21 protein-coding genes are annotated in these 21589 nt (G+C 56.0%); 13 read left to right on the top strand and 8 right to left on the bottom strand.

Going from position 1 to position 21589, the window contains the following annotated elements; all coding sequences use genetic code 11:
* Positions 1–13: 13 nt before the first annotated feature.
* Entirely contained in the window at positions 14–811 is a 798-nt protein-coding gene (locus tag ABF979_RS07640; protein WP_415558914.1) for an exodeoxyribonuclease III, read from the bottom strand.
* Between the two features lie 80 nt (positions 812–891).
* On the opposite strand from ABF979_RS07640, the gene ABF979_RS07635 reads away from it, so the two are divergent.
* The 4 genes from ABF979_RS07635 (at position 892) to ABF979_RS07620 (ending at position 5552) form a co-directional block, all read left to right on the top strand.
* On the top strand, positions 892–1899 hold the full coding sequence (locus ABF979_RS07635) for a dipeptidase (RefSeq protein ID WP_415558902.1): 1008 nt from the start codon (positions 892–894) through the stop codon (positions 1897–1899).
* A 314-nt stretch (positions 1900–2213) separates the two neighbouring features.
* Positions 2214–4133, top strand: a complete 1920-nt coding sequence (gene uvrC, locus ABF979_RS07630; RefSeq protein WP_415558900.1) for an excinuclease ABC subunit UvrC — start codon at positions 2214–2216, stop codon at positions 4131–4133.
* Between the two features lie 109 nt (positions 4134–4242).
* The gene (pgsA, locus tag ABF979_RS07625; RefSeq protein WP_415558898.1) at positions 4243–4845 is read left to right on the top strand and encodes a CDP-diacylglycerol--glycerol-3-phosphate 3-phosphatidyltransferase; all 603 of its coding nucleotides are present in this window, start codon (positions 4243–4245) and stop codon (positions 4843–4845) included.
* A gap of 101 nt (positions 4846–4946) precedes the next feature.
* Positions 4947–5552 (top strand): hypothetical protein, encoded by a 606-nt coding sequence (locus ABF979_RS07620; RefSeq protein ID WP_415558896.1) that lies wholly within the window; start codon positions 4947–4949, stop codon positions 5550–5552.
* A 54-nt stretch (positions 5553–5606) separates the two neighbouring features.
* Here the strand turns inward: ABF979_RS07620 and lexA are convergent, their stop codons facing one another.
* Complete coding sequence (gene lexA, locus ABF979_RS07615; protein WP_415558895.1) at positions 5607–6332, bottom strand: transcriptional repressor LexA; 726 nt, start codon at positions 6330–6332, stop codon at positions 5607–5609.
* Positions 6333–6639: 307 nt separating this feature from the next.
* Between lexA and rpmG the strand changes: the two genes are divergently transcribed.
* Positions 6640–6807 (top strand): 50S ribosomal protein L33, encoded by a 168-nt coding sequence (gene rpmG, locus ABF979_RS07610; RefSeq protein WP_046901668.1) that lies wholly within the window; start codon positions 6640–6642, stop codon positions 6805–6807.
* A 115-nt stretch (positions 6808–6922) separates the two neighbouring features.
* Here rpmG and ABF979_RS07605 read toward each other — a convergent pair whose 3' ends face one another.
* Both ABF979_RS07605 and eno read right to left on the bottom strand, forming a co-directional pair.
* Positions 6923–7252 (bottom strand): FtsB family cell division protein, encoded by a 330-nt coding sequence (locus ABF979_RS07605; protein WP_046901667.1) that lies wholly within the window; start codon positions 7250–7252, stop codon positions 6923–6925.
* A 147-nt stretch (positions 7253–7399) separates the two neighbouring features.
* Positions 7400–8680, bottom strand: coding sequence for a phosphopyruvate hydratase (gene eno / locus ABF979_RS07600; protein ID WP_064272901.1), 1281 nt, complete (start codon positions 8678–8680; stop codon positions 7400–7402).
* Between the two features lie 101 nt (positions 8681–8781).
* Between eno and ABF979_RS07595 the strand changes: the two genes are divergently transcribed.
* Complete coding sequence (locus ABF979_RS07595; RefSeq protein ID WP_415558894.1) at positions 8782–9267, top strand: DUF3429 domain-containing protein; 486 nt, start codon at positions 8782–8784, stop codon at positions 9265–9267.
* Here ABF979_RS07595 and kdsA read toward each other — a convergent pair.
* From kdsA to tpiA, 4 genes are all read right to left on the bottom strand, one after another.
* Entirely contained in the window at positions 9255–10079 is an 825-nt protein-coding gene (gene kdsA / locus ABF979_RS07590; protein ID WP_415558892.1) for a 3-deoxy-8-phosphooctulonate synthase, read from the bottom strand. The two genes, ABF979_RS07595 and kdsA, sit on opposite strands and share 13 nt — an antisense overlap.
* Positions 10076–11707: a CTP synthase gene (locus ABF979_RS07585; RefSeq protein ID WP_415558890.1), complete on the bottom strand. Its 1632-nt coding sequence runs from the start codon at positions 11705–11707 to the stop codon at positions 10076–10078. The genes kdsA and ABF979_RS07585 overlap by 4 nt, the downstream gene beginning before the upstream one ends.
* 62 nt (positions 11708–11769) lie before the next feature.
* Positions 11770–12120, bottom strand: a complete 351-nt coding sequence (gene secG / locus ABF979_RS07580; RefSeq protein ID WP_415558888.1) for a preprotein translocase subunit SecG — start codon at positions 12118–12120, stop codon at positions 11770–11772.
* Positions 12117–12911 (bottom strand): triose-phosphate isomerase, encoded by a 795-nt coding sequence (gene tpiA / locus ABF979_RS07575; protein ID WP_215750468.1) that lies wholly within the window; start codon positions 12909–12911, stop codon positions 12117–12119. The genes secG and tpiA overlap by 4 nt, the downstream gene beginning before the upstream one ends.
* A gap of 123 nt (positions 12912–13034) precedes the next feature.
* Between tpiA and ABF979_RS07570 the strand changes: the two genes are divergently transcribed.
* From ABF979_RS07570 to ABF979_RS07540, 7 genes are all read left to right on the top strand, one after another.
* Positions 13035–14972, top strand: coding sequence for a peptidyl-prolyl cis-trans isomerase (locus ABF979_RS07570; RefSeq protein WP_415558886.1), 1938 nt, complete (start codon positions 13035–13037; stop codon positions 14970–14972).
* Positions 14972–16384 (top strand): anthranilate synthase component I, encoded by a 1413-nt coding sequence (gene trpE / locus ABF979_RS07565; protein WP_202207545.1) that lies wholly within the window; start codon positions 14972–14974, stop codon positions 16382–16384. Before ABF979_RS07570 ends, trpE begins: the two co-directional genes overlap by 1 nt.
* A 48-nt stretch (positions 16385–16432) precedes the next feature.
* Positions 16433–17029: an anthranilate synthase component II gene (locus ABF979_RS07560; protein ID WP_203549023.1), complete on the top strand. Its 597-nt coding sequence runs from the start codon at positions 16433–16435 to the stop codon at positions 17027–17029.
* Positions 17026–18117, top strand: a complete 1092-nt coding sequence (gene trpD, locus ABF979_RS07555; protein WP_415558884.1) for an anthranilate phosphoribosyltransferase — start codon at positions 17026–17028, stop codon at positions 18115–18117. The genes ABF979_RS07560 and trpD overlap by 4 nt, the downstream gene beginning before the upstream one ends.
* Positions 18114–19037, top strand: a complete 924-nt coding sequence (gene trpC / locus ABF979_RS07550) for an indole-3-glycerol phosphate synthase TrpC (protein WP_202207542.1) — start codon at positions 18114–18116, stop codon at positions 19035–19037. Before trpD ends, trpC begins: the two co-directional genes overlap by 4 nt.
* A 169-nt stretch (positions 19038–19206) precedes the next feature.
* Positions 19207–20211 (top strand): pyruvate dehydrogenase (acetyl-transferring) E1 component subunit alpha, encoded by a 1005-nt coding sequence (gene pdhA / locus ABF979_RS07545; protein ID WP_415558882.1) that lies wholly within the window; start codon positions 19207–19209, stop codon positions 20209–20211.
* A gap of 5 nt (positions 20212–20216) precedes the next feature.
* Positions 20217–21584 (top strand): pyruvate dehydrogenase complex E1 component subunit beta, encoded by a 1368-nt coding sequence (locus ABF979_RS07540; protein ID WP_415558880.1) that lies wholly within the window; start codon positions 20217–20219, stop codon positions 21582–21584.
* Positions 21585–21589: the final 5 nt, after the last annotated feature.

Below are 21589 nucleotides of genomic sequence, written 5' to 3'. Positions count from 1 at the left end.
CAGGCCCTGCCGGTCAGGCTGGATCGAAATCCAGCACGACCGGCACGTGATCTGAAGGGCTGTCCCAATCGCGAACATCCCGCAGAACACGAATATTCCGAAGGCCAGGCATCAGATCTGGCGTAAGCCAGACATGATCTAAGCGCCTTCCACGATCTGACTTCTTCCAGTCCTTATTCCGGTAGGACCACCATGTGTACAATTTGGTGGGCTCAGGCGTAATCCGCCTCATGGCGTCCTCAAACCCTGTCGCCATCCACATATTCAGTCGCTCGGTCTCCGGCGGAGTATGGCTGACGATTTTGAGAAGCTGACGATGGCTCCAGACATCATGCTCCAACGGAGCGATGTTGAGATCTCCAACCACAATGCTGCGCACTGGTGGGCTATCCGTGAACCATTTCGCGGCTTCTTCTACAAACGCGAGTTTGTGAGCAAATTTTTCGTTTTCTGCCGGATCCGGGATATCGCCACCCGCAGGGACATAGAAATCATGCAGCCTCACTGGCCCGCCAGGTGTCTGAATCGATGCCGCGATGTGCCGACAATCGCTCCGGCTGCACCAGTCAGGCGTATTCGCAACTGAGTCGAGGGGTAAGCGGGACAGGATCGCAACCCCGTTATATCCCTTCATTCCTCGATAAAGCTGATGCGGAAAGCCAAGCTCCACAAGAGCTTCGGCCGGGAAGAGCGGATCGGGAACTTTCGTCTCCTGAAGGCAGACGATGTCCGGATTTTCCTCCTCAACGAGCTTCTTCAGCAGCGGCAGACGAAGCCGGAGGGAGTTGATGTTCCATGTAATCAGACGCATCACCATTGGATCGTCTGAATTGAGCGCTTTGACAAGCACCTCTTGCGTCAGACCCGCTCACACCCGATCTAGGACGGATCATGACTGAACTGCACGACACGCTTCTGACTTTCGATACCCATATCGACATTCCATGGCCCGATCAGGCGGATGCCTGGTCTCTACACACGGACCGAAAAGTCGATGTAAAAAAATGCGATCAGGGCAAACTCCGCTCTGTCTGCCTTGCCGCTTATATTCCGCAGGGACCACGCGATGAAGCAGGACACGAAGAGGCCTGGCACCGTGTTCAGGCGATGCTCAAGGTCATCAACGCCCTCGGCGGACATCAGGACGGACTGACCGCAAATGTCTGCCGAACAGCAGAGGATGTCCGCTCAGCATTCCGGGCAGGAGCGCTCGCTATTGTTCCCGCCATTGAAAATGGCCATGCGCTTGGTGGTGTACCGTCCCGGATCGGCCAACTGGCCGCAGAGTATGGCGTCCGATACCTGACCCTGACCCATAATGGCCACAACGCTCTCGCTGATGCAGCTATCCCCAGAAAAGACCTGAATGATGTCCCGGAACTTCATGGGGGATTGTCTGAACTGGGCCGCGAGACCATTTGCGAGATGAATCGCCATGGTGTGCTGGTGGATGTGTCACACACGGCAAAATCCACCATGATGCAGGCGTCAGAACTTTCCACCACGCCGGTATTCGCCAGCCACTCCTGCGTCAGAAGTCTCTGCGATCATCCTCGCAACCTCGACGACGAGCAGCTTGATCGTTTGAAAGAAACCGACGGTCTGATCCAGATCACCGCCATGGGGTCTTTTCTGCGCAAAGGCGGTGGAGGAACCGTGGAGGATCTGGCGCGCCATGTTGCTTATGTCGCAGAGCGCATAGGTGTACGGCACGTCGGCGTCTCATCCGATTTCGACGGCGGCGGCGGCATACCGGGCTGGCAGGATGCCACACAAACTCCTGCCGTAACTGAGGCCTTGCGTAATGTGGGCTTCGGGGCGGATGAACTGGCTGCTATCTGGGGTGGTAATATGCTTCGCCTGATGGAAAAAGCCGAACAAGCATCAATTTCAGCCTGAAAAAGCACGTTCGTTCAGCAAAAAAGTTCTCTCTAATGGGAACAGAACGGGACCATTGAGACTTAATGCGGAGTGCACTCATCCACTATGCTTTGGAAAGTCGTCATGTCCCGTTCAACAGGAGCCTCAAACTGAAAATTTTTCTGCCCCATGACGGAACGGAAAATATTTCCCATTATTATCAATATCTTACGTTTACTGATTAAAAATTAGGCAATCTGATGGCAAGGCCGGGAAACCTTGGCCTTCATGATTCTGTCATGGAGCAACCCACAGACTTGTCCACAGGATCAGTGGATGACTGAAGAACTGGCATGACTGACCCCACGCCCACAGAGACAGAAACCTCAATGACGCCTGAAGAAGCTCCTGTTCCCGTTGTAAGAAAGCAGGGCGTCGAGGCCATTCGGGATGCTTTGAAAACCATTCCCTACAGCCCTGGCGTGTATCGCATGCTCAGCGAAAAAGGGGAGGTTCTGTATGTGGGCAAGGCGTTAAGCCTCAAGAAACGCGTTTCTTCCTATACGCGTATAGCCCAGTTGCCGGAACGTCTGCGCCGCATGGTGTCCATGACGGTCTCGATGGAGATTGTCATTACCCGGACGGAAGCTGACGCTCTTCTGCTGGAAGCGAATTACATCAAGCGCATGAAGCCGCGCTTCAATATCCTGCTGCGGGATGACAAGAGCTATCCGTGGCTAATGCTGACTGAAAATCATGAATTTCCTCAGCTCACCAAACAGCGCGGAAAGCCCGTCAAAGGCGCGACCTACTGGGGGCCATTTGCTTCAGCCTGGGCCGTGAACCAGACGTTAAACCTTGTACAGAAAACTTTCCTCCTCCGATCATGCTCCGATGCGGTTCTCAAGAGCCGAACACGACCCTGCCTGCTGTTTCAGATCAAACGCTGCTCGGCCCCTTGTGTGGATCGTATTTCCAAAGAAAATTACAGCGAGCTGGTCGTGCAGGCGCGGCAGTTTCTCTCGGGTAAGAATACTGAGTTGCAGCAGGAGCTTGCCGTTGAAATGGAACGGGCATCCGCAGCCATGGAATATGAGCGGGCTGCTGCCATTCGGGATCGTATCCGCGGATTTTCCAGCATCCAGAACTCAGGGACCATCAATCCGACGTCGATTCAGGATGCAGACATCGTAGCAATCTGGCAGGACGCGGGGCAGACCTGCATTCAGGTCTTTTTCATTCGCGGCAGCCGTAATAACGGAAACCGGGCCTTCTATCCTGTTCACGCAGAAGAAGAGACCCCGGCTGACGTGCTGTCTGCCTTCCTCCTTCAGTTTTACGACAACAAGCCTCCACCACCAGTGATTCTGGTGAATCAGGAAATTTCGGAACAGAAGCTCGTCGAGGAAGCTCTCAGCATCAAGAGAGAGCAGAAGGTGGAAATAGCCTGCCCTCAACGCGGTGAGAAGAAGAGCGTCGTCGACCATGCCGCCCTGAACGCACGGGAAGCTCTGGAGCGAAAACTTGCGGAGAATACGGGTCAGCGCAAACTTCTGGAAGGCGTGGCAAAGGTTTTCAATCTGCCTGAAACGCCTCAGCGGATCGAAACATACGATAACTCACACATCATGGGTCAGGCGCCTTATGGCGTCATGGTCGTGGGTGGCCCAGAAGGCTTCGAAAAACGCTCTTATCGGAAATATGCCATTAAAGGCCCAGTTACTCCAGGCGATGATTTCGGAATGATGCGGGAGGTCATGGAGCGCCGGTTTGGGAAAAACAGAGAGGACGGGGACAGGCCTGAGGACTGGCCCGATCTGCTGCTGATCGATGGTGGACTGGGCCAGTTCAACGCTGTTCGCAATGTCTTGGCAGACCTTGGGGTTACGGGAATTCCCATTGTGGCGATTGCCAAAGGCCCGGATCGTGATGCTGGCCGCGAATGGTTTTTCACTGAAACACAGTCACCGTTCCAACTCCCACCGAGAGATCCGGTTCTCTACTATCTTCAACGCCTGAGAGATGAAGCCCATCGTTTTGCCATTACGACACACAGGGCAGGGCGCTCCAAAGGGCTTCGGAAATCCGAACTGGATGATGTTCCGGGAATCGGAGGTGCCCGAAAGAAGGCACTTCTGAATCACTTCGGGTCAGCCAAGACCGTAAGACAGGCCAGTCTCGAAGAGCTTGAAACTGCACCGGGAATCAGTTCGGGAACGGCCAGAGCCATCTACGGGCACTTCCATCCAGAATGGCTACGGACACAGAGCTAACAATTCCGTGAGGTCTCCCTTTGAACACCGGCTTGGCATAAAAAATACACACATTCAGAGCGGATTGGCGCATACCGGAGACGGATAAACTGTTCTAGACTGCTTTGTGATGCTGACTGATCTGCCAAACGTCCTGACTCTGCTCCGTATTGCGGCCATTCCTGTTCTGGTTGCTTTGCTGGCGCTGCATTCCGCACTCGGTAACGTTGCGGCCTGCGTTGTGTATACGGCTGCCTGCATTACGGATTATCTGGATGGTGCCCTGGCACGTCGGTGGCAGATGCTCTCCGAGTTGGGGCGGATGATGGACCCGATTGCTGACAAGCTCCTTGTTGGCGCACTTCTGCTCGCACTGGCAGGCCTGACAGTACTCCCAGTATATTCCCTCTACGCGGCCATCATCATTATGCTGCGCGAAATTCTTGTTAGTGGCCTACGTGAATACATGGCCTCCCAGCGCGCAACACTTCCATCCACTCGGCTCGCGAAATGGAAGACCGGCATTCAGATGGTCGCGATCGGTTTTCTGATCGGGGGAGACAAAGCTGCAGTCACACTGCATATCTCATTCCTGCCCGCCACACTGACCGGTGGTATTCTGCTCTGGATTTCAGTTATCCCAACAGTTCTGAGCGGGTGGGGTTATCTCACTGCCGGGCTCACCCGAATGATGGCTTCTCAGCCGCGCAAGTCTTCAAAGATCGTCTCCTGATCTGGACTAGCCGTGATTATTATTGCAGTTATCGGCTCGTCATCTGGCGCTTTTAATTTATGACAGCTAGAGTTCAGGGATCGACCTTATGGGAGTACACAATGCGTAAGGCCGCTCTACTGGCATTACCTCTGGCCCTGAGCGGCTGTGCGGGCATGGGTAAGTTTTTCAATGACACCGCGCTGTGGTCGGGAAGTAACCCTAATGCTCCCCATGGCGATAGTGAGAACCTTCGCAGAGCACGCGGTGAATTCGTAGCGGCTGCACCAATCCTGCCAGAAGGTGGGAATATTTGGCCTGGCTCACCTCAGCCTCTGCCAACCCTTAAAGACGTGGTAAACCCTGACAGCGTATTTAATAAGGCTCTCGGCGATCCAGCCACGTATTTTGGTGGCGCCACACTCGACAAGAATTTCATGGGCGGCATCGCCGGTGCCGGTGCTCTTGGCGTATCTGGGCCGCAGATGAAGTCAGGCGATACCATGTCCGTCGGTGAGAAGATCGACGCAATGCGGGGCGTTTCGGAAGATCGCAGTCACTTTATTCCTACGCTTCCGACGAGCGTTCCGGATAATGCTGGTCGCTTCCTGAACAAAAACCCCGACAAAACAATCATCATCCCGAATGGGGACGGAACGAGCACTCTGATCGCTCCTGACGGTAAAGTCCGCGTCGTGCGCGGCGTACCGTCAGTTCCTAATAAATAGTACTTTGGAATTATCTGCCTTGCCGAAACTTTAATCCGGCAAGGCAGTGTTTTCCTAGTACTGCCTGAACAGTGCGACCAAACGCCCCTGTATGCGCACACGCGCAGCAGGCAGAATGCGTGTCTCGTATTCCCGATTAGCTGCTTCCAGCGCAATCGTAGAGCCACGACGACGCAGTTTCTTGAGCGTCACTTCCTGATCATCAATCAGCGCAACAACGATCTGACCATTATCCGCCACTTCGCCGCGACGGATGATGGCAACATCACCGTCCAAAATGCCAGCTTCAATCATGGAATCACCCGCGACTGTGAGAGCATAATGCTCTCCAGTGCCGAGCAGGGACGATGGCACCTGAATCTGTGCGCTATCATCCTGCAAGGCCTCAATAGGGAGGCCGGCAGCAATGCGTCCATAAAGTGGAAGCTGAACGCTTGTGTTTTCAACGGGAGAGCGAGGCGCCTCGGAAAATGTCCCGGGAAGATCCTGACGACCACCCTCAACAACTGTTGGAACGAAAGGCGCCGGATTAGCTACGGCATCCACAGCAGGGGCCTCAAGCCCCATATGCGGCAAACGCAGAACTTCAAGTGCTCTTGCGCGATGGTGATGCCGTCGCAGAAAGCCACGCTCTTCAAGGGCGGAGATGAGGCGATGAATTCCTGACTTGGAACGAAGTTCGAGGGCGTCCTTCATTTCATCAAAGGAAGGGGAATAGCCCGTCCGCCGAAGATGTTCGTCAATGTATAGCAAAAGCTGGTGCTGCTTACGCGTCAGCATACAGGCGCTCCCATGCGCCTCGGTGGAGGCAAAATCTGAAGATTGAGACACTGCATAAACTTATGCGACGCTCTTTTGTTCCTTATAGGTTCCCGTTCGTCCACCTGCAAGAACATCTACCAGGCATCAACAAAGCTTTTATCTGGCTAAAAACCTTGGTTTTTGCGGAAAAATGCACCTTATCCTTGGATTTTCTTCAGAAAGCCTTGACCTAGGACATACAAATCAGCATGTTGCGCCGAACTAGATCAACCTGCTGCTTTGGCACTTGCGAGCGGCATCAGGACGGCGCAAGCCCGAGGGTATCATGGGAAAAAGCAACGTTATTCAGATCCGTCTCGTCTCGTCGGCTGACACCGGCTACTTCTACGTCACGAAGAAGAACGCACGTTCTGCTACGGGCAAGATGGAAGTCCGTAAGTATGACCCGGTTGCCCGCAAGCACGTGACCTTCCGCGAAGCCAAGATCAAGTAAGATCTCGCGGATCATACGACTTTAAAAAAGGCGGCCTTCGGGTCGCCTTTTTTATTGGCTCAGTTTCTGGCAAACAAAACTTCACCAAACATAAAAAAAGAGCCTGAAGCGGCTCTTAGAAAAGTTTATCGTGTGGTCCGTAGGGGATAACAATATCGCCGTTCCGCGTCAGATTAAGCATGGCACGTGAACGCTCGTCCAGAATGTCGGCATCAAGAGCCTTCTCTTTGAGCGCAAGCACGCGACGATGCCACACCGCCTGCTCATCTTTCGCATCCTGTTGCGCCTGGATGGCCTGCTGCTGAAGCACAAGCTGATCCTGGTAGGCACGGATACCATGAGCGCCGTGAAGCGCATTCCACCCGAAATATGCTGTCAGGGACAGAAAGAGCACAGGAGGAGCGACCGCACGGATGGCACGTTTGATAAGTCTGACGGGTCTCACGCGGGGTAACAGGCTCCCTTGGCTTGAAAACTTCCCAACAATCTAACTCAGAGAGAGGCTGCGAAACAATCACTGTTGTTCAAGACAGTAGATTATTTTAACGCGCATATAAAACCGGCCTCCTAAATGGAGGCCGGCGTTCGTTGATCAGGCGGACTTCAGAATGCTGCGACCCGCATAACGGGCTGCGCTTCCAAGCTGCTGCTCAATACGGATCAGTTGGTTGTACTTAGCCGTACGGTCAGAGCGGGAGAGGGAACCCGTCTTGATTTGACCACAGTTCGTAGCAACAGCAAGATCAGCAATGACGGCGTCTTCAGTCTCACCAGAACGATGGCTCATAACGCAGGTGTAGCCAGCCTTGTGGGCTGTCTCGACTGCTTCCAGCGTCTCCGTCAGTGTGCCGATCTGATTGACCTTCACGAGCAGGGAGTTCGCTGTCTTGGCCTTGATGCCGCGACGAAGGCGCTCAGGATTGGTCACGAACAGATCATCACCAACGAGTTGGAGACGATCACCCAGGCGCGAGGTCAACTCAGCCCAGCCTTCCCAGTCGTCCTCAGCCAGACCATCTTCGATGGAGACAATCGGATACTTCTTGGCAAGATCTTCGAGGTAGGAGATCATGCCTGAAGAGTCGAACTCCTTGCCTTCACCCTTAAGATTGTAGCGGCCGTTGCTGTAGAACTCGGTCGCTGCACAATCGAGGGCGAAGGTCACGTCATCACCAGGGCGATACCCGGCAGCCTCAACGGACTTCGTAATGAAGCTCAGAGCTTCATCAGCAGACTTCAGACCCGGAGCAAACCCACCTTCGTCACCAACATTGGTGTTGTGACCAGCAGCGGACAGGCCCTTCTTGAGAGCTGCGAAGATTTCAGACCCCATGCGCACGGCATCAGCTAGCGTCGGCGCACCAACTGGCTGAATCATGAACTCCTGAATGTCGATCGGGTTATCCGCGTGTTCGCCACCATTCACGATGTTCATCATGGGAACCGGAAGCGTGTGCGCGAAAACGCCACCGACATAGCGATAGAGCGGCAGTTCCAGCTCTTCGGCCGTCGCTTTGGCCACCGCAAGGGAAACACCAAGGATGGCGTTTGCGCCAATGCGGGACTTGTTCGGCGTACCATCCAGTTCGATCATCGCGTTGTCGATGGCGATCTGGTCTTCAGACTCTGCACCCTGCAGCACTTCAAGGATTTCGTCTTCAACAAAACCACAGGCCTTCAGAACACCTTTGCCGTTGTAACGGGACTTGTCCCCGTCACGCAGCTCAACAGCTTCGTGGGCGCCAGTAGAAGCACCAGAGGGAACGGCGGCGCGACCGCGGGCACCAGACGACAGCTCAACCTCAACCTCAACGGTCGGGTTACCACGGCTGTCCAGGATCTCGCGGGCGGTGATATCAACAATGGCGCTCAATGGAAGCTCTCCTGGATATGCGTGAACCGGGGGTGGCTCATAACCGTTCGGAACGGATCACCGTTTCGTCTCAAAATCAGAACATAAGGTCAATCGACGACATGCGTCTTCCTTTCCTCGCCCTGATCCTCGGTTTGGCAGGACTTATACCTTTCCTGACCCTTGGTGGGTGGATTTTCCTCGCAGGACTTTTTTCTCCACTCCCGCATCTAACCGTTATTCTTCTGGCCTATGGGGCATGCATCCTGTCTTTTCTCGGCGCAGTCCACTGGGGCCTCGCCATGGAGCGGCCAGATATCATCACAGTTCAGGGAACGGCAGATCGTGACCGCCAGAGACTCCTCCTGGGTGTCTGCCCTGCGCTCTGGGCATGGCTTTCCCTCTGCGTCGGACTGCTTGGAGGACTGCGCGCCGGATACCTGCTTGAGGTTATCGGTTTTCTGACAACGTTTGCTGTAGAACGAATGGCCTGGAAGAATGGCGCGCTGCCACCGGGGTACATGCCCCTAAGAGGCGTTCTCACGGTGGGGGCTGTCATAAGTCTCCTCATGGCAGCCCTGGCACCGTTACAGAATTATACGCTGTAGGATTTGGCCAAAGCGTCAAACGCCTTAAGGCGGGTCAACAAGGCCCGCATTTCTGAAAGCGGCACCATTGTTGGACCGTCACTCGGAGCATGATCCGGGTCCTGGTGTGTCTCAATGAAAACTGCCGCAACACCGATAGACAAGGCAGCGCGGGCGAGGGGTTCAACAAACTCCCTCTGGCCGCCTGTGGAGGCCCCTAGGCCACCCGGTTGCTGCACAGAGTGAGTGGCATCGAAAACAACCGGATAGCCCGTCTGAGCCATAATTGGCAGGCCGCGCATATCACTGACGAGCGTGTTGTAACCAAAGCTCGTGCCACGATCACAGAGCATGATTCGCTCGTTACCGGTTAAAGCCAGCTTAGCCGCGACATTTGCCATATCCCAAGGCGCCAGAAACTGACCCTTCTTGACATTGATGGCACGACCCGTTTCACCGGCAGCAAGCAACAGGTCAGTTTGCCGACACAGGAAAGCAGGGATCTGAAGCACGTCCACCGCTTCCGCAGCGACAGCACATTGCTCGGCAGCGTGAACATCCGTCAGAACAGGAACGTCAAAGCGTTCACGGATAGAAGCCAGAATATCCAGCCCCATCTCCATGCCTACACCGCGAGCTGCATTCACGGAACTACGGTTCGCCTTGTCATAACTGCTCTTGTAGATCAGCCCGATATCCAGCTCTCGACATAACGTGGAGAGAGCATCTGCCATCTCCACGGCATGATCTCGGGATTCAATCTGGCACGGCCCTGCAATCAGCGTGAAGGGCCGGTCCTGACCAATCTCGAGCTTTCCAATCTGGAAGCTCACTTGCTTTCAGCCCGCTTGCGAGCTGCCCCGATAAATCCGGCGAAAAGCGGATGCGGATCAAACGGCTTGGACAGCAGTTCCGGATGATATTGCACGCCAATGAACCAGGGATGATCCGGGTATTCCACCACTTCCGGAAGAACGCCGTCCGGAGACATTCCAGAGAAACGCAGACCCGTCTTTTCCAGGCGATCCTTGTAGTGAAGGTTCACTTCCCAGCGATGACGGTGACGCTCCCGAATATCGGTCGTGCCATAGATCTCAGCGGCGCGTGATCCAGCAGCCAGCTTGGCCGGGAATGCACCGAGACGCATCGTGCCACCAAGATCACCGCCTTCACGGCGGCGCATCAGTTCATTGCCATTTGCCCATTCCGTCATGAGACCAACCAGCGGCTCACTTGTGGGGCCGAACTCGGTGGAAGACGCTTTCGTGAGGCCAGCAAGCGAACGGGCGCATTCAATCACGGCCATCTGCATGCCGAAGCAAATACCAAGGAACGGAATGCCGTTTTCACGAGCATAACGGACGGCTTGAATCTTGCCTTCTGCGCCACGCTCACCGAAACCGCCCGGAACCAGAATGGCATCTGCATCCTTTAGGCGCTCGGCAATATCACCTGACTTTTCGAACTCTTCCGATTCGATCCAGTCGAGTTTGACGCGCACATTGTTCGCGATACCGCCATGCAGCAGGGCTTCCGCCAGCGACTTGTAGCTATCCAGAAGCGCCGTGTACTTGCCGACGACAGCAACCTTGACCTCGCCCTCAGGCTCGCGAATCGCGTGGACGATCTTTTCCCAGCGCGTCAGGTCCGGCGAGCCTTCGAACGGCAGACCGAAGTAACGCAGAACTTCGCGATCCATGCCTTCATTATGGTACGAAATCGGGCACGCGTAGATCGTATCCACGTCCAGCGCTGCGATCACCGCTTCCGAACGGACGTTACAGAAGTTCGCAATCTTGCGGCGTTCATTTTCCGGAATCGGACGATCCGAACGGCACAGCAGAACCTGTGGCTGAATGCCGACATTCTGCAGTTCCTTGACGGAATGCTGCGTCGGTTTCGTCTTCAACTCACCGGCTGAGGGTATGTAAGGCAGCAGCGTCAAATGAACGCACATGGTCTGGCTGTGCCCCAGATCATTGCGAAGCTGACGAATGGCTTCAAGGAAAGGAAGGCTCTCAATATCGCCAACCGTTCCGCCAATTTCCACCAGAACGAAATCATATTCTTCCGTCCCAGCCACCACGACATCCTTGATGGCGTCCGTGATGTGCGGGATGACCTGAACGGTTCCGCCCAGATAGTCACCGCGACGTTCGCGGGCGATGACATCGGAATAGATGCGACCTGTTGTGGTGTTGTCTGCACGGCGGGCATGGACGCCCGTAAAGCGCTCATAATGACCAAGGTCGAGGTCGGTTTCGGCCCCGTCGTCAGTAATGAACACCTCACCGTGCTGATACGGGCTCATCGTGCCCGGATCCACGTTCAGGTAAGGGTCCAGCTTACGCATGCGGACCTTGTAACCGCGTGCCTGGAGGAGAGCAGCAAGAGCCGCAGAAGCGATGCCCTTGCCGAGAGAAGATACCACACCGCCGGTGATGAATACGAAGCGCGTCATGGGCGCTCCTCATACACCGAAGGTGGGGGCGAGGGGAAGCGTCGAGATGCTTCCCGATTCAGTTAGTGAGCAGGCGTCTCGGCAGGAGCCGGAGCAGGAGGGGTTGCAGGCGCAACAGGAGCCGTCGTCGCTGCAGCCGGGGCAGGCGGATCTGCAAGGATATCATGGCCGCCGACACCCGAGGAAGCACCGCGGTTCAGAAGGGCCAGAACGAGGCAGAGCAGCATGAAAACGCCAGCAAGCACAGATGTCGCACGCGTCAGCAGCGTTGCCGTGCCGCGGCCAGTCATGAAGGAGCCCATGCCCTGGCTGCTACCGATGCCGAGGCCGCCGCCTTCACTGCGCTGGATCAGGATCGTACCGATCAGGGCCAGTGTGACCAGCAGATTGATGACAAGCAGAAAAGTGGTCATGAACGATAGGGTCCGGACAATGGTTGGGAGGAGAGACGGAGCGATGCCGCTTCGGCAATGCGCAGGAAGCTTCTGGCCTCCAGGCTGGCACTACCAACCAGCACTCCGCCAAGCACCCCGATGGAAAGAATAGTCGGCGCCTGGGCCGGTGTTACGGAGCCGCCATACAGGATTGGCACGCGAATGTCATCCATCTTGAGACGGGACTGCAACAGACCACGCAACAAAAGCAGCGTCCGTTCAAGCTCTTCCCGGGATGGAGTGACGCCACTCCCAATCGCCCAGACAGGCTCATACGCCAGCACGCCATTGAAATTATCGGTCAAGGAACCGTCAATCTGACTGGCCAGAACAGTTGCAGCACGACCATCCTGCCGCTCGGCCATTGTTTCCCCGATACAGACAACAGGAATCAGCCCGGCAGCTTCTGCCGCCTGCACCTTTTGCCTGATCAGGGCGTCGTTTTCACCATGGGCCTGCCGACGTTCCGAATGCCCCAGAAGAACATAACGCGCGCCTGTATCGGCGAGCATTTCAGCCGAAATATCACCTGTGTGAGCCCCGGAAACCGCAGTATGACAGTCCTGCGCTCCCAGCATTACGGATGCTCCTGCGCCCTCAAGTGCCTCAGCCACACGGTCCAGTTGCGTGAAGGGTGGGCAAATGACCATCCGTACATCGTCAGGCAGCGAACGCGCACCTTCGGCCACAGCTGTTGCAAGTTGCAGTGACGCCTCCCGCAAGCCATTCATCTTCCAGTTCCCGATGACGAGTTTCGGCGTTACATTCATGCTTCCTCCTGGGGGTGGCCTGTCAGCTTCTGGTCAAGCGCGGCTCACGACATTATGGTGCGGCAAGTTCTAGCGGGCCTTCCCCGTCCGCACCATCCCGCCATCCGGATCCGTCCTGACCCTATGATTACCACCCTACGCCATCTCCTTGTTGACTCCTGGGCCGGCCGTGCCGCCGCAATCCTGATTTTCCTGGCCTTCATCGGGTGGGGTGTAGGAGACGTCTATTCCAATATGGGGACGAGCAGTTCCAATACGATCGTCACGATCGGGAACAGAACGATCACGCCGGATGACCTTGCACGGGCACTCTCCGCACAGCTACCGGCGGCAGCCCAGCAGATGGGACTATCTGATCCTTCACATCTGCCAGACGGCACGAAGCAGCAGATTGCGCGTCAGGCTCTTCACAATCTCGTGATTCAGAACGAAGTGCAGCTTGCAGGCGAGCGTGCCGGCATGGTTGTGCCGGATGAGTTGATCAGGAAGGAAATTTTCGCGATCCCGGCTTTTCACAATGCAGCAGGTCAGTTTGATCGCAGCATGCTGAATGACCGACTGGCCCGCATTGGCATTACCGAAAAACGCCTGATCCAGATGATTCGCGAGGATATCATTTCCCGTGCTCTGCTTCAGGGGATGGGCGCTTCCGTTCAGGCACCAGTGTCCCTTCTGAACCGTCTGTTCGCCTTCGATGCAGATCAGCGCGTCATGGATGTTCTGCGCGTTCCGTTCACTTCAACAGCAGTGTCAGCGGCCCCAACCGACGAGCAGCTTCATCGCTATTACGACAATCATCCGCAGGATTTCCGCACCACGGAATATCGTCATGCCAAGATGGTCGTAATGACGGCGGACAGCGTCGCCAAGACGATCGAAGTTCCGGACGACGTTCTACACAAGCTGTATGATTTTCAGTCCCGCACGTACAACATGCCGGAAACACGCACGCTCCAGGTTCTGACGTTCCAGGACGAAAGCAAAGCCAATGCTGCGGCTACGGCATGGCGCAACACCAATGCGTGGGACGCGATCCAGAAGGCCTATCCGGATGCAGCGGCTGTCGCTCTTCCGCATGTCCGCGAGAGCGACATTCCGAACCCCGAACTCGCCAAGGCAGCTTTTGGAGCGCCCGCTAATCAGATCAGCGGTCCGACGAAAACGGCAGCAGGCTGGGTCGTATTCAACATCACGGATGTCGTCGCCCCTCATCAGACCACTTTCGAGCAGGCTAAGCCTGAACTTCGCGATCAGGTCCAGAAGCAGGAAGCTCCCGAAGCACTTCAGGCGCGCCTGAAGCAGTTTCAGGACGCGATTGCAGGCTCCACAACGCTTGAGAAAATTCCATCCAACCTTGGTGCGGTGCCAGCAGCTGGCTCGCTTGATTCCCATGGCCTGATGCAGGACGGAACCCCGGCACCAATCCCGGGCGACGCAGGCCTGCGCCAGTCCATCGTTCAGCATATCTTCTCTCAGAAGAAAGATGCCCAGCCAGTTGTTGTAAACGGCCCGGATGGATCTGCCTTTGCCGTTGTGGTGGACGAAGTCCATCCTGGAACACGCCGTCCGTTCGCTGATGTGCGGGATCAGATCGTTCAGGCATGGACAGCAGAACAGCAGCGTCATGCCGCTGACACACGCACCACGGCCCTGTTCACGGAAGCCAAGAAAAGCACACTGGCAAAGGCACTCGAAGGTCAGGCTGAAGCGTCCAGCCTTCGCAAGGATGTGACAATTTCACGCATCCACCCGGACCAGTCTCTTCCTCAGAATGTTCTTCGTGCAGCATTCGGCCTAAAGGTCGGCACGACAGGCATGTATGAAGGGCCGGATGCTTTCTGGATCGTCAACGTGACAGGACAGAAGCCGGGGACAGAAGCAGACTCTGCATCTCTGCAAAAAGAGCTGTCGGCCCAGTATGTTCAGGCTCTTCAGGCTGATATCCCTGCTGCCCTGAATGCCAGCCTTGAAAAAACAGTGCCCGTGTCGCACCTGAACACCAATCTCTTCAATCAGGTCGTGGCGTCCACGTCACCGGGGAACGCAGGCGGAGCGCAGTGATGAGCATCGTTCACAGCATTGAAGCCGCAGACCTTCTAACGCCCGTCTCAGCCTACCTCCGATTGTCACGCCTCTCTGATGATCCGTATCGGATGCTTCTGGAGAGTGTGGAGGGGGGAGCCGCGCGTGGTCGATATTCCGTGATTGCACTTCTGCCTGATCTGGTCTGGAAGTGCCGTAACGGTGAAGCGGTTCTGGATGGGACGCCCTTGGAGGGCAACCCGCTGGAGACCCTGAAGGACATTATCGACCAGAGCCAGATGACGCTGCCGGTCGATATGCCTCCCATGATCGGCGGGGTCTTTGGCGTTCTGGGATACGACATGGTGCGGCAGATGGAATTTCTGCCAAATGCCCCCATCAACGATCTGGACCTGCCGGAAGGGATCATGATCCGTCCGCAGCTCTTCGCGGTCTTTGACTCCGTGCGTGATGAGCTGACCCTTGCAGTGCCGATCCGGGGCTCAATGACGGAAGCAGAAGGTCATGCGCTTCTGGATCGTGCGCGTGAAGCACTGGCTGCCCCGCTTGAAAATGCCAGCGAGACACTTCCAGCAGGAAGTGAGTTGGCACCGCCGTCATGCAATATGACGCAGGAGCAGTTTGAAGCGAACGTCCGCAAGGCACAGGATTACATCGCGGCTGGAGATGCCTTCCAGATTGTCCCGAGCCAGCGGTTTACGACACCGTTCCCACTTTCACCGCTTGCCCTCTATCGCAGCCTGCGCCGCGTCAATCCGGCACCGTTCCTGTTCCTGATGGAGCTGGAAGATTACGCGCTGGTCGGATCTTCCCCTGAAATTCTTGTTCGTTTGAGGGAAGGGGAAGTCACGGTTCGTCCGCTAGCCGGGACACGTCCTCGTGGAACGGATCGGGAGCATGATCTGGCACTCGAGAGAGAACTGCTCGCCGATAAAAAAGAGCTAGCTGAACATCTGATGCTCATTGATCTGGGCCGCAACGATGTCGGACGTGTTTCCGAACTTGGCACAGTAGAAGTGCCGGATCAGTTCGTAATCGAACGCTACAGCCATGTGATGCACATCTCTTCAACCGTCACAGGGCAGATCAAAGCAGGAAAAACGGCCATGGATGCCCTCGTCGCGGCATTCCCGGCAGGAACCCTGACCGGAGCACCAAAAATCCGCGCCATGCAGATCATTGATGAGCTGGAACCGACCCGTCGGGGGCCATACTCAGGATGCGTCGGATATTTCGGAGCAGACGGAGAAATGGATACCTGCATCGGGCTCCGTATGGCCGTTCTCAAAAACGGCCAGATGTATGTTCAGGCCGGCTGCGGTGTGGTCGCGGACAGCGATCCCAATTCCGAATTTCGTGAAACACAGGTCAAGGCGAGGGCTCTTTTCAGGGCGGCCGAAGTTGCTGTCTCCAACGCAGCAAAATCCTGAAACAATGTTGCATTTGACGTAACGAAACGTGAAGGCCATCCTGTTGCCATGATCCTGCTCATCGACAACTACGACAGCTTCACCTTCAACATCGTCCACCATCTGGGGGCGCTGGGTGTTGAATGTGATGTGAGACGAAATGACGCGCTGAGCGTGGACGAAGCACTTGCGCTCAACCCGTCTGCCATTGTGATTTCGCCAGGTCCTTGTGCACCAGACGGTGCGGGGATCTGCTGCGAGTTGATCCGAGCCGCGGCCGGAAAATTTCCCGTATTTGGCGTATGCCTTGGACATCAGGCCATCGGTCAGGTTTTTGGCGCCACTGTCGTTCGGGCACCAGTGCCGATGCACGGAAAGATCAGCCCTGTAAATCATGACGGGACGGGCGTCTTTGCAGGCTTACCGAACCCCGTAAACGTCGTGCGCTATCATAGCCTGACGCTCGATCCCGCGACCATTCCTCCCGAACTGATCGTCAACGCTTCTACGGAAGATGGCGTGATCATGGGCATCCGTCACCGGGACTACGACATTCACGGTGTGCAGTTTCACCCTGAAAGCATCGCATCCGTTGCGGGTCGTGAACTTCTTTCCAATTTTCTGACCATTGCCGGTATTCAGCACAAAGCTACTGAAGCGGCATGACAGGAAAGACAGATTTTGCAGCCGTTCTTCGCAAGGTTGCTGATGGCAAATCTCTGGCATCCCACGAAGCTGATGCTGCATTTTCCGCCATCATGGCCGGCTCTGTAGACGCTCCTTTACTCGCCGCATTTCTGACAGCTCTCAAAGTTCGCGGTGAAACAGAAGCGGAGCTGACAGGCGCAGTTCAGGCCGTCCGACGGTATATGACGACCTTGCCTGACGTGCCTGATAACACCTTGGATGTCTGCGGAACGGGCGGAGATGGGCTAGGGACGCTCAATGTCTCCACTGCGGTTGCATTCGTTCTGGCAGGCCTCGGCGTTCCTGTGGCCAAACATGGCAACCGGGCACTTTCATCTCGCTCCGGCGCCACGGATGTACTGGAAGTTCTGGGAATTCCACCCACCGATGACCTGACACTTCAGTCCCGTCGGCTACATGAAAACAATCTGGCTTTTCTGGCGGCACCTTTACATCACCCCGCGATGCGTCATGCGGCTCCCGTGCGAAAGGCTCTCGGCTTCAGAACTCTCTTCAATCTGCTTGGCCCCCTCTGCAATCCTGCACAGGTTCATCGCCAGCTTATCGGTGTTTTTGATGCCCGGTGGTGCGAACCTGTCGTCCGGACTTTGGCCAATCTTGGCAGTACGCATGTCTGGGCTCTTCACGGAACCACAGATGAGGGCGGCAGCGATGAACTGACGCTGGCAGGCCCAGCTCAGATTGTCTGCCTTGAAGGTGCAAAAGTTCTCTCCCTTTCATTCGAGCCAGAGATGGCGGGAATGGTCAGAGCGCCAATCTCTGCCGTTCGCGGCGGAAACGCTCAAGAGAACGCCGTCGCACTGCGCGCACTCCTCAATGGCGCTCCAGGCCCATATCGTGATACTGTACTTCTGAATGCTGCAGCTGCCCTGCATGTGGCAGGCCGAGGCAACGTCGTGCAGAACGGCACAATTGACGCACAGGCTTTTCGTAACAATGTAGCTCTGGCAGCAAGTGCCATCGACGATGGCTCCGCGCGCGCAGCTCTGGACAGAGCGGCCATGACAAATTCCACCCTTATAAAAACAAACGCAGGACTATCATGACCTTCATGCATCAGCGACCCGCGATGACCTATGCACCTGAAGGGGTAGAGCAGTTTCCTGACCCGGAAGTTCCGGAGACGACCACGCCACCCATCAAGGATCCCGCCGTCGAGACAACCGATCGCAGCGACGTTCTTGCTCGCATCTGCGCCCGCACACGGGTGGACGTAGAACAGCGTTCACAGATCATGTCTCTCAAGGAGATCACGCTGCGCGCGCGTGAAGTCACGGCGCCGACAAGAGGCTTCGGTCAGGCCCTTCAACACCTGACAGCAGACCGACAGGTGGGCCTGATTGCTGAAATTAAAAAGGCATCTCCCTCTGCTGGCGTGCTCCGTCCAAACTTCAATCCGGTCGAAATTGCTCTGTCGTATCAGGCTGCTGGTGCGACCTGCCTGTCCGTTCTGACGGAAGGATCATGCTTCCACGGCAGCACAGATGATATCCGTGCCGTTCGCGAGGCCTGCAGCCTTCCAATCCTGCGCAAGGACTTCATTCTTGATCCGTGGCAGGTTCATGAGAGCCGCCTGATTGGTGCGGATTGCATTCTGTTGATCATGGCGGCCCTGACGGAAACGCAGGCGTCTGAACTTATCGGTATTGCTCGCGGCCTGGACATGGACGTTCTGGTTGAAGTGCATGATGCTGACGAACTGAACAGGGCTCTGGCTCTCGACACATCCTTGATTGGTATCAACAATCGCAATCTTCGCACCTTGAAGACCGACATTCAGACCACTTTGGATCTGGCTCCCATGGTTCCACCTGATCGTCTTGTCGTGTCCGAAAGTGGTATCAAGACACAGGATGATCTGCTCAAGGTTGGGGAGGTCGGCGCAAGCGCCGTGCTCGTCGGGGAAAGTCTTCTCCGTGAAGAGGACCCAGGCAAGGCGGCACGTCGTCTTCTAGGCTTTGTCTGATACTTCCATGCTGAGGGCAAAATACTGCTTGCCCTCAGCACTCTAATTTTCATGCGAGCTCACGCCCTCCTGCTTTTCCTTTCGGAGATGTAACTGGGACCACTCTGGCCTTCCGGGTCGAGTGACGGTAAGAGCTTCCCCAGATTTGTGCATTTGCAGGAGACCTGCCATGGGCGAGACAACGTCCGCTTCCCACCGGAGCAATGGTCCGGCCCTTTCGCCGGAGACAATGAAGCAAGCCTACAAGGACATGCTTCTTGTCCGACGTTTTGAGGAAAAAGCCGGGCAGCTCTACGGAATGGGGCTCATCGGCGGCTTCTGCCATCTTTATATTGGCCAGGAAGCCGTTGTTGTCGGCATCGGCCTGAACATGAAGCAGGGCGACAAGTCCATCACGTCATACCGCGATCATGGTCAGATGCTGGTGGCAGGGATGACGCCCCGCGGCGTAATGGCAGAGCTGACGGGACGTTCAGGCGGGTATTCACGCGGGAAGGGCGGCTCCATGCACATGTTCTCCCGCGAAAAAGAGTTCTATGGCGGTCATGGCATCGTCGGAGCACAGGTGGCTCTGGGGACCGGTCTGGCTTTCGCCAACATGTATCGTGGCACAGACGAGGTCTCCATCGTTTATTTCGGTGAAGGCGCATCGGCGCAGGGACAGGTTTACGAGAGCTTCAATCTCGCCGCTCTGCATAAGCTCCCCTGCATTTATGTGATCGAGAACAACCGGTACGGCATGGGCACATCCATCGAGCGCGCTTCTGCGTCCAAGGATCTGTCTCGCAATGCGGAGCCTTGGGGCATCCCGAGCCGCAAGGTTGACGGCATGGACGTATTCGCCGTGCATCAGGCTGCACAGGAAGCCATGGAGCATTGCCGCGCAGGCAAGGGGCCATTCCTGCTGGAAATGGAAACCTACCGTTACCGCGGGCACTCCATGTCCGATCCGGCAAAGTACCGCGACCGTGCCGAAGTTGAAGAGATGCGTCGGACACGTGATCCGATTGAAACCCTGAAGGCCGAGATGCTGCGTAATGGCATTGAAGAAAGCACCTTCAAGGACATTGAAGTCGAAGTGAAAGCCGTCGTGGCGGACGCTGTTGAATTTGCACAGACCTGTCCGGAGCCGGACCCGTCCGAACTCTGGACTGATATTTTGGTGGAGGCCTGATTTCCATGGCATCTCTGATTCTGATGCCGGCCCTGTCGCCGACCATGACCGAAGGTACAATCGCACGCTGGCTTCGTCAGCCTGGCGATGCGGTAAAGTCTGGCGATGTGATTGCCGAAATTGAGACCGACAAGGCCACGATGGAAGTCGAAGCTGTTGAAGACGGTGTGTTTGGCAAGGTGCTGGTTCCTGAGGGCAGCGAAAGCGTTGCCGTCAACACACCTATTGCCGTCCTGCTTGAAGATGGTGAGGATGCTACGGCCGCAGAGAACGTAACACGTTCTGCTGATCCGACTGCGGGTGCCCCAATCGCAATTGAGACTCCGTCTGCTCCCGCGATTATTGAGGCTCCGGCAATCAAGCAGGCAGATGCGGAAAAGGACTGGGGCGAGACGAAAAACATCACAGTCCGTGAAGCTCTTCGCGATGCAATGGCTGCAGAACTTCGGCGTGATGAAGACGTATTCCTGATGGGCGAGGAAGTCGCCCAATATCAGGGCGCTTACAAGATCAGTCAGGGCCTGCTGGACGAATTTGGTGAAAAGCGTGTGATCGACATGCCCATCACCGAGCATGGTTTCACCGGCATGGCAGTTGGCGCAGCCCTGACGGGACTAAAACCGATCGTTGAGTTCATGACTATGAACTTTTCGCTACAAGCCATTGATCATATTATTAATTCTGCTGCCAAGACACTTTATATGTCTGGCGGTCAGATGGGTTGTCCAATCGTCTTCCGTGGCCCGAATGGTGCCGCGGCTCGTGTTGGCGCACAGCACTCCCAGTGCTTTGCAAGCTGGTATGCCCACATTCCGGGCCTGAAGGTTGTGGCTCCCTGGTCTGCGGCTGACGCGAAAGGTCTGCTACGCGCCGCTATCCGCGACCCGAACCCGGTTGTCGTGTTGGAAAACGAGATCCTGTACGGCCAGAAATTCCCATGCCCCATGGATGACGACTTCATCCTGCCGATCGGGAAAGCCAAGATCGAGCGCGAAGGCAAGGATGTGACGCTAGTAGCGTTCTCCATCATGGTGGGTGTTGCGCTTGATGCTGCCGCCAAGCTCGCGGAAGAGGGCATTGAGGCGGAAGTCATTAACCTTCGTACGCTACGTCCGCTGGACACCGAGACCATCATCAAGAGCGTCAAAAAGACGAACCGGATTGTTTCCGTCGAAGAGGGCTGGCCGGTCGCGGGTATTGGCGCGGAAATCTGCACTGTCGCTGTTGAGCAGGCGTTCGACTGGCTAGATGCCCCGCCAGCCCGCGTCTGCGGACTTGACCTGCCGCTGCCTTACGCATCCAATCTTGAAAAACTGGCACTTCCGAAACCCGAATGGGTTGTGGAAGCAGTCCGCAAGCAGTTCGGGGACTGACCGAC

It is taken from the genome of Gluconobacter sp. (assembly GCF_047723935.1).
Lineage (GTDB): Bacteria > Pseudomonadota > Alphaproteobacteria > Acetobacterales > Acetobacteraceae > Gluconobacter.
This window is presented reverse-complemented; position numbering and strand designations above follow the sequence as displayed.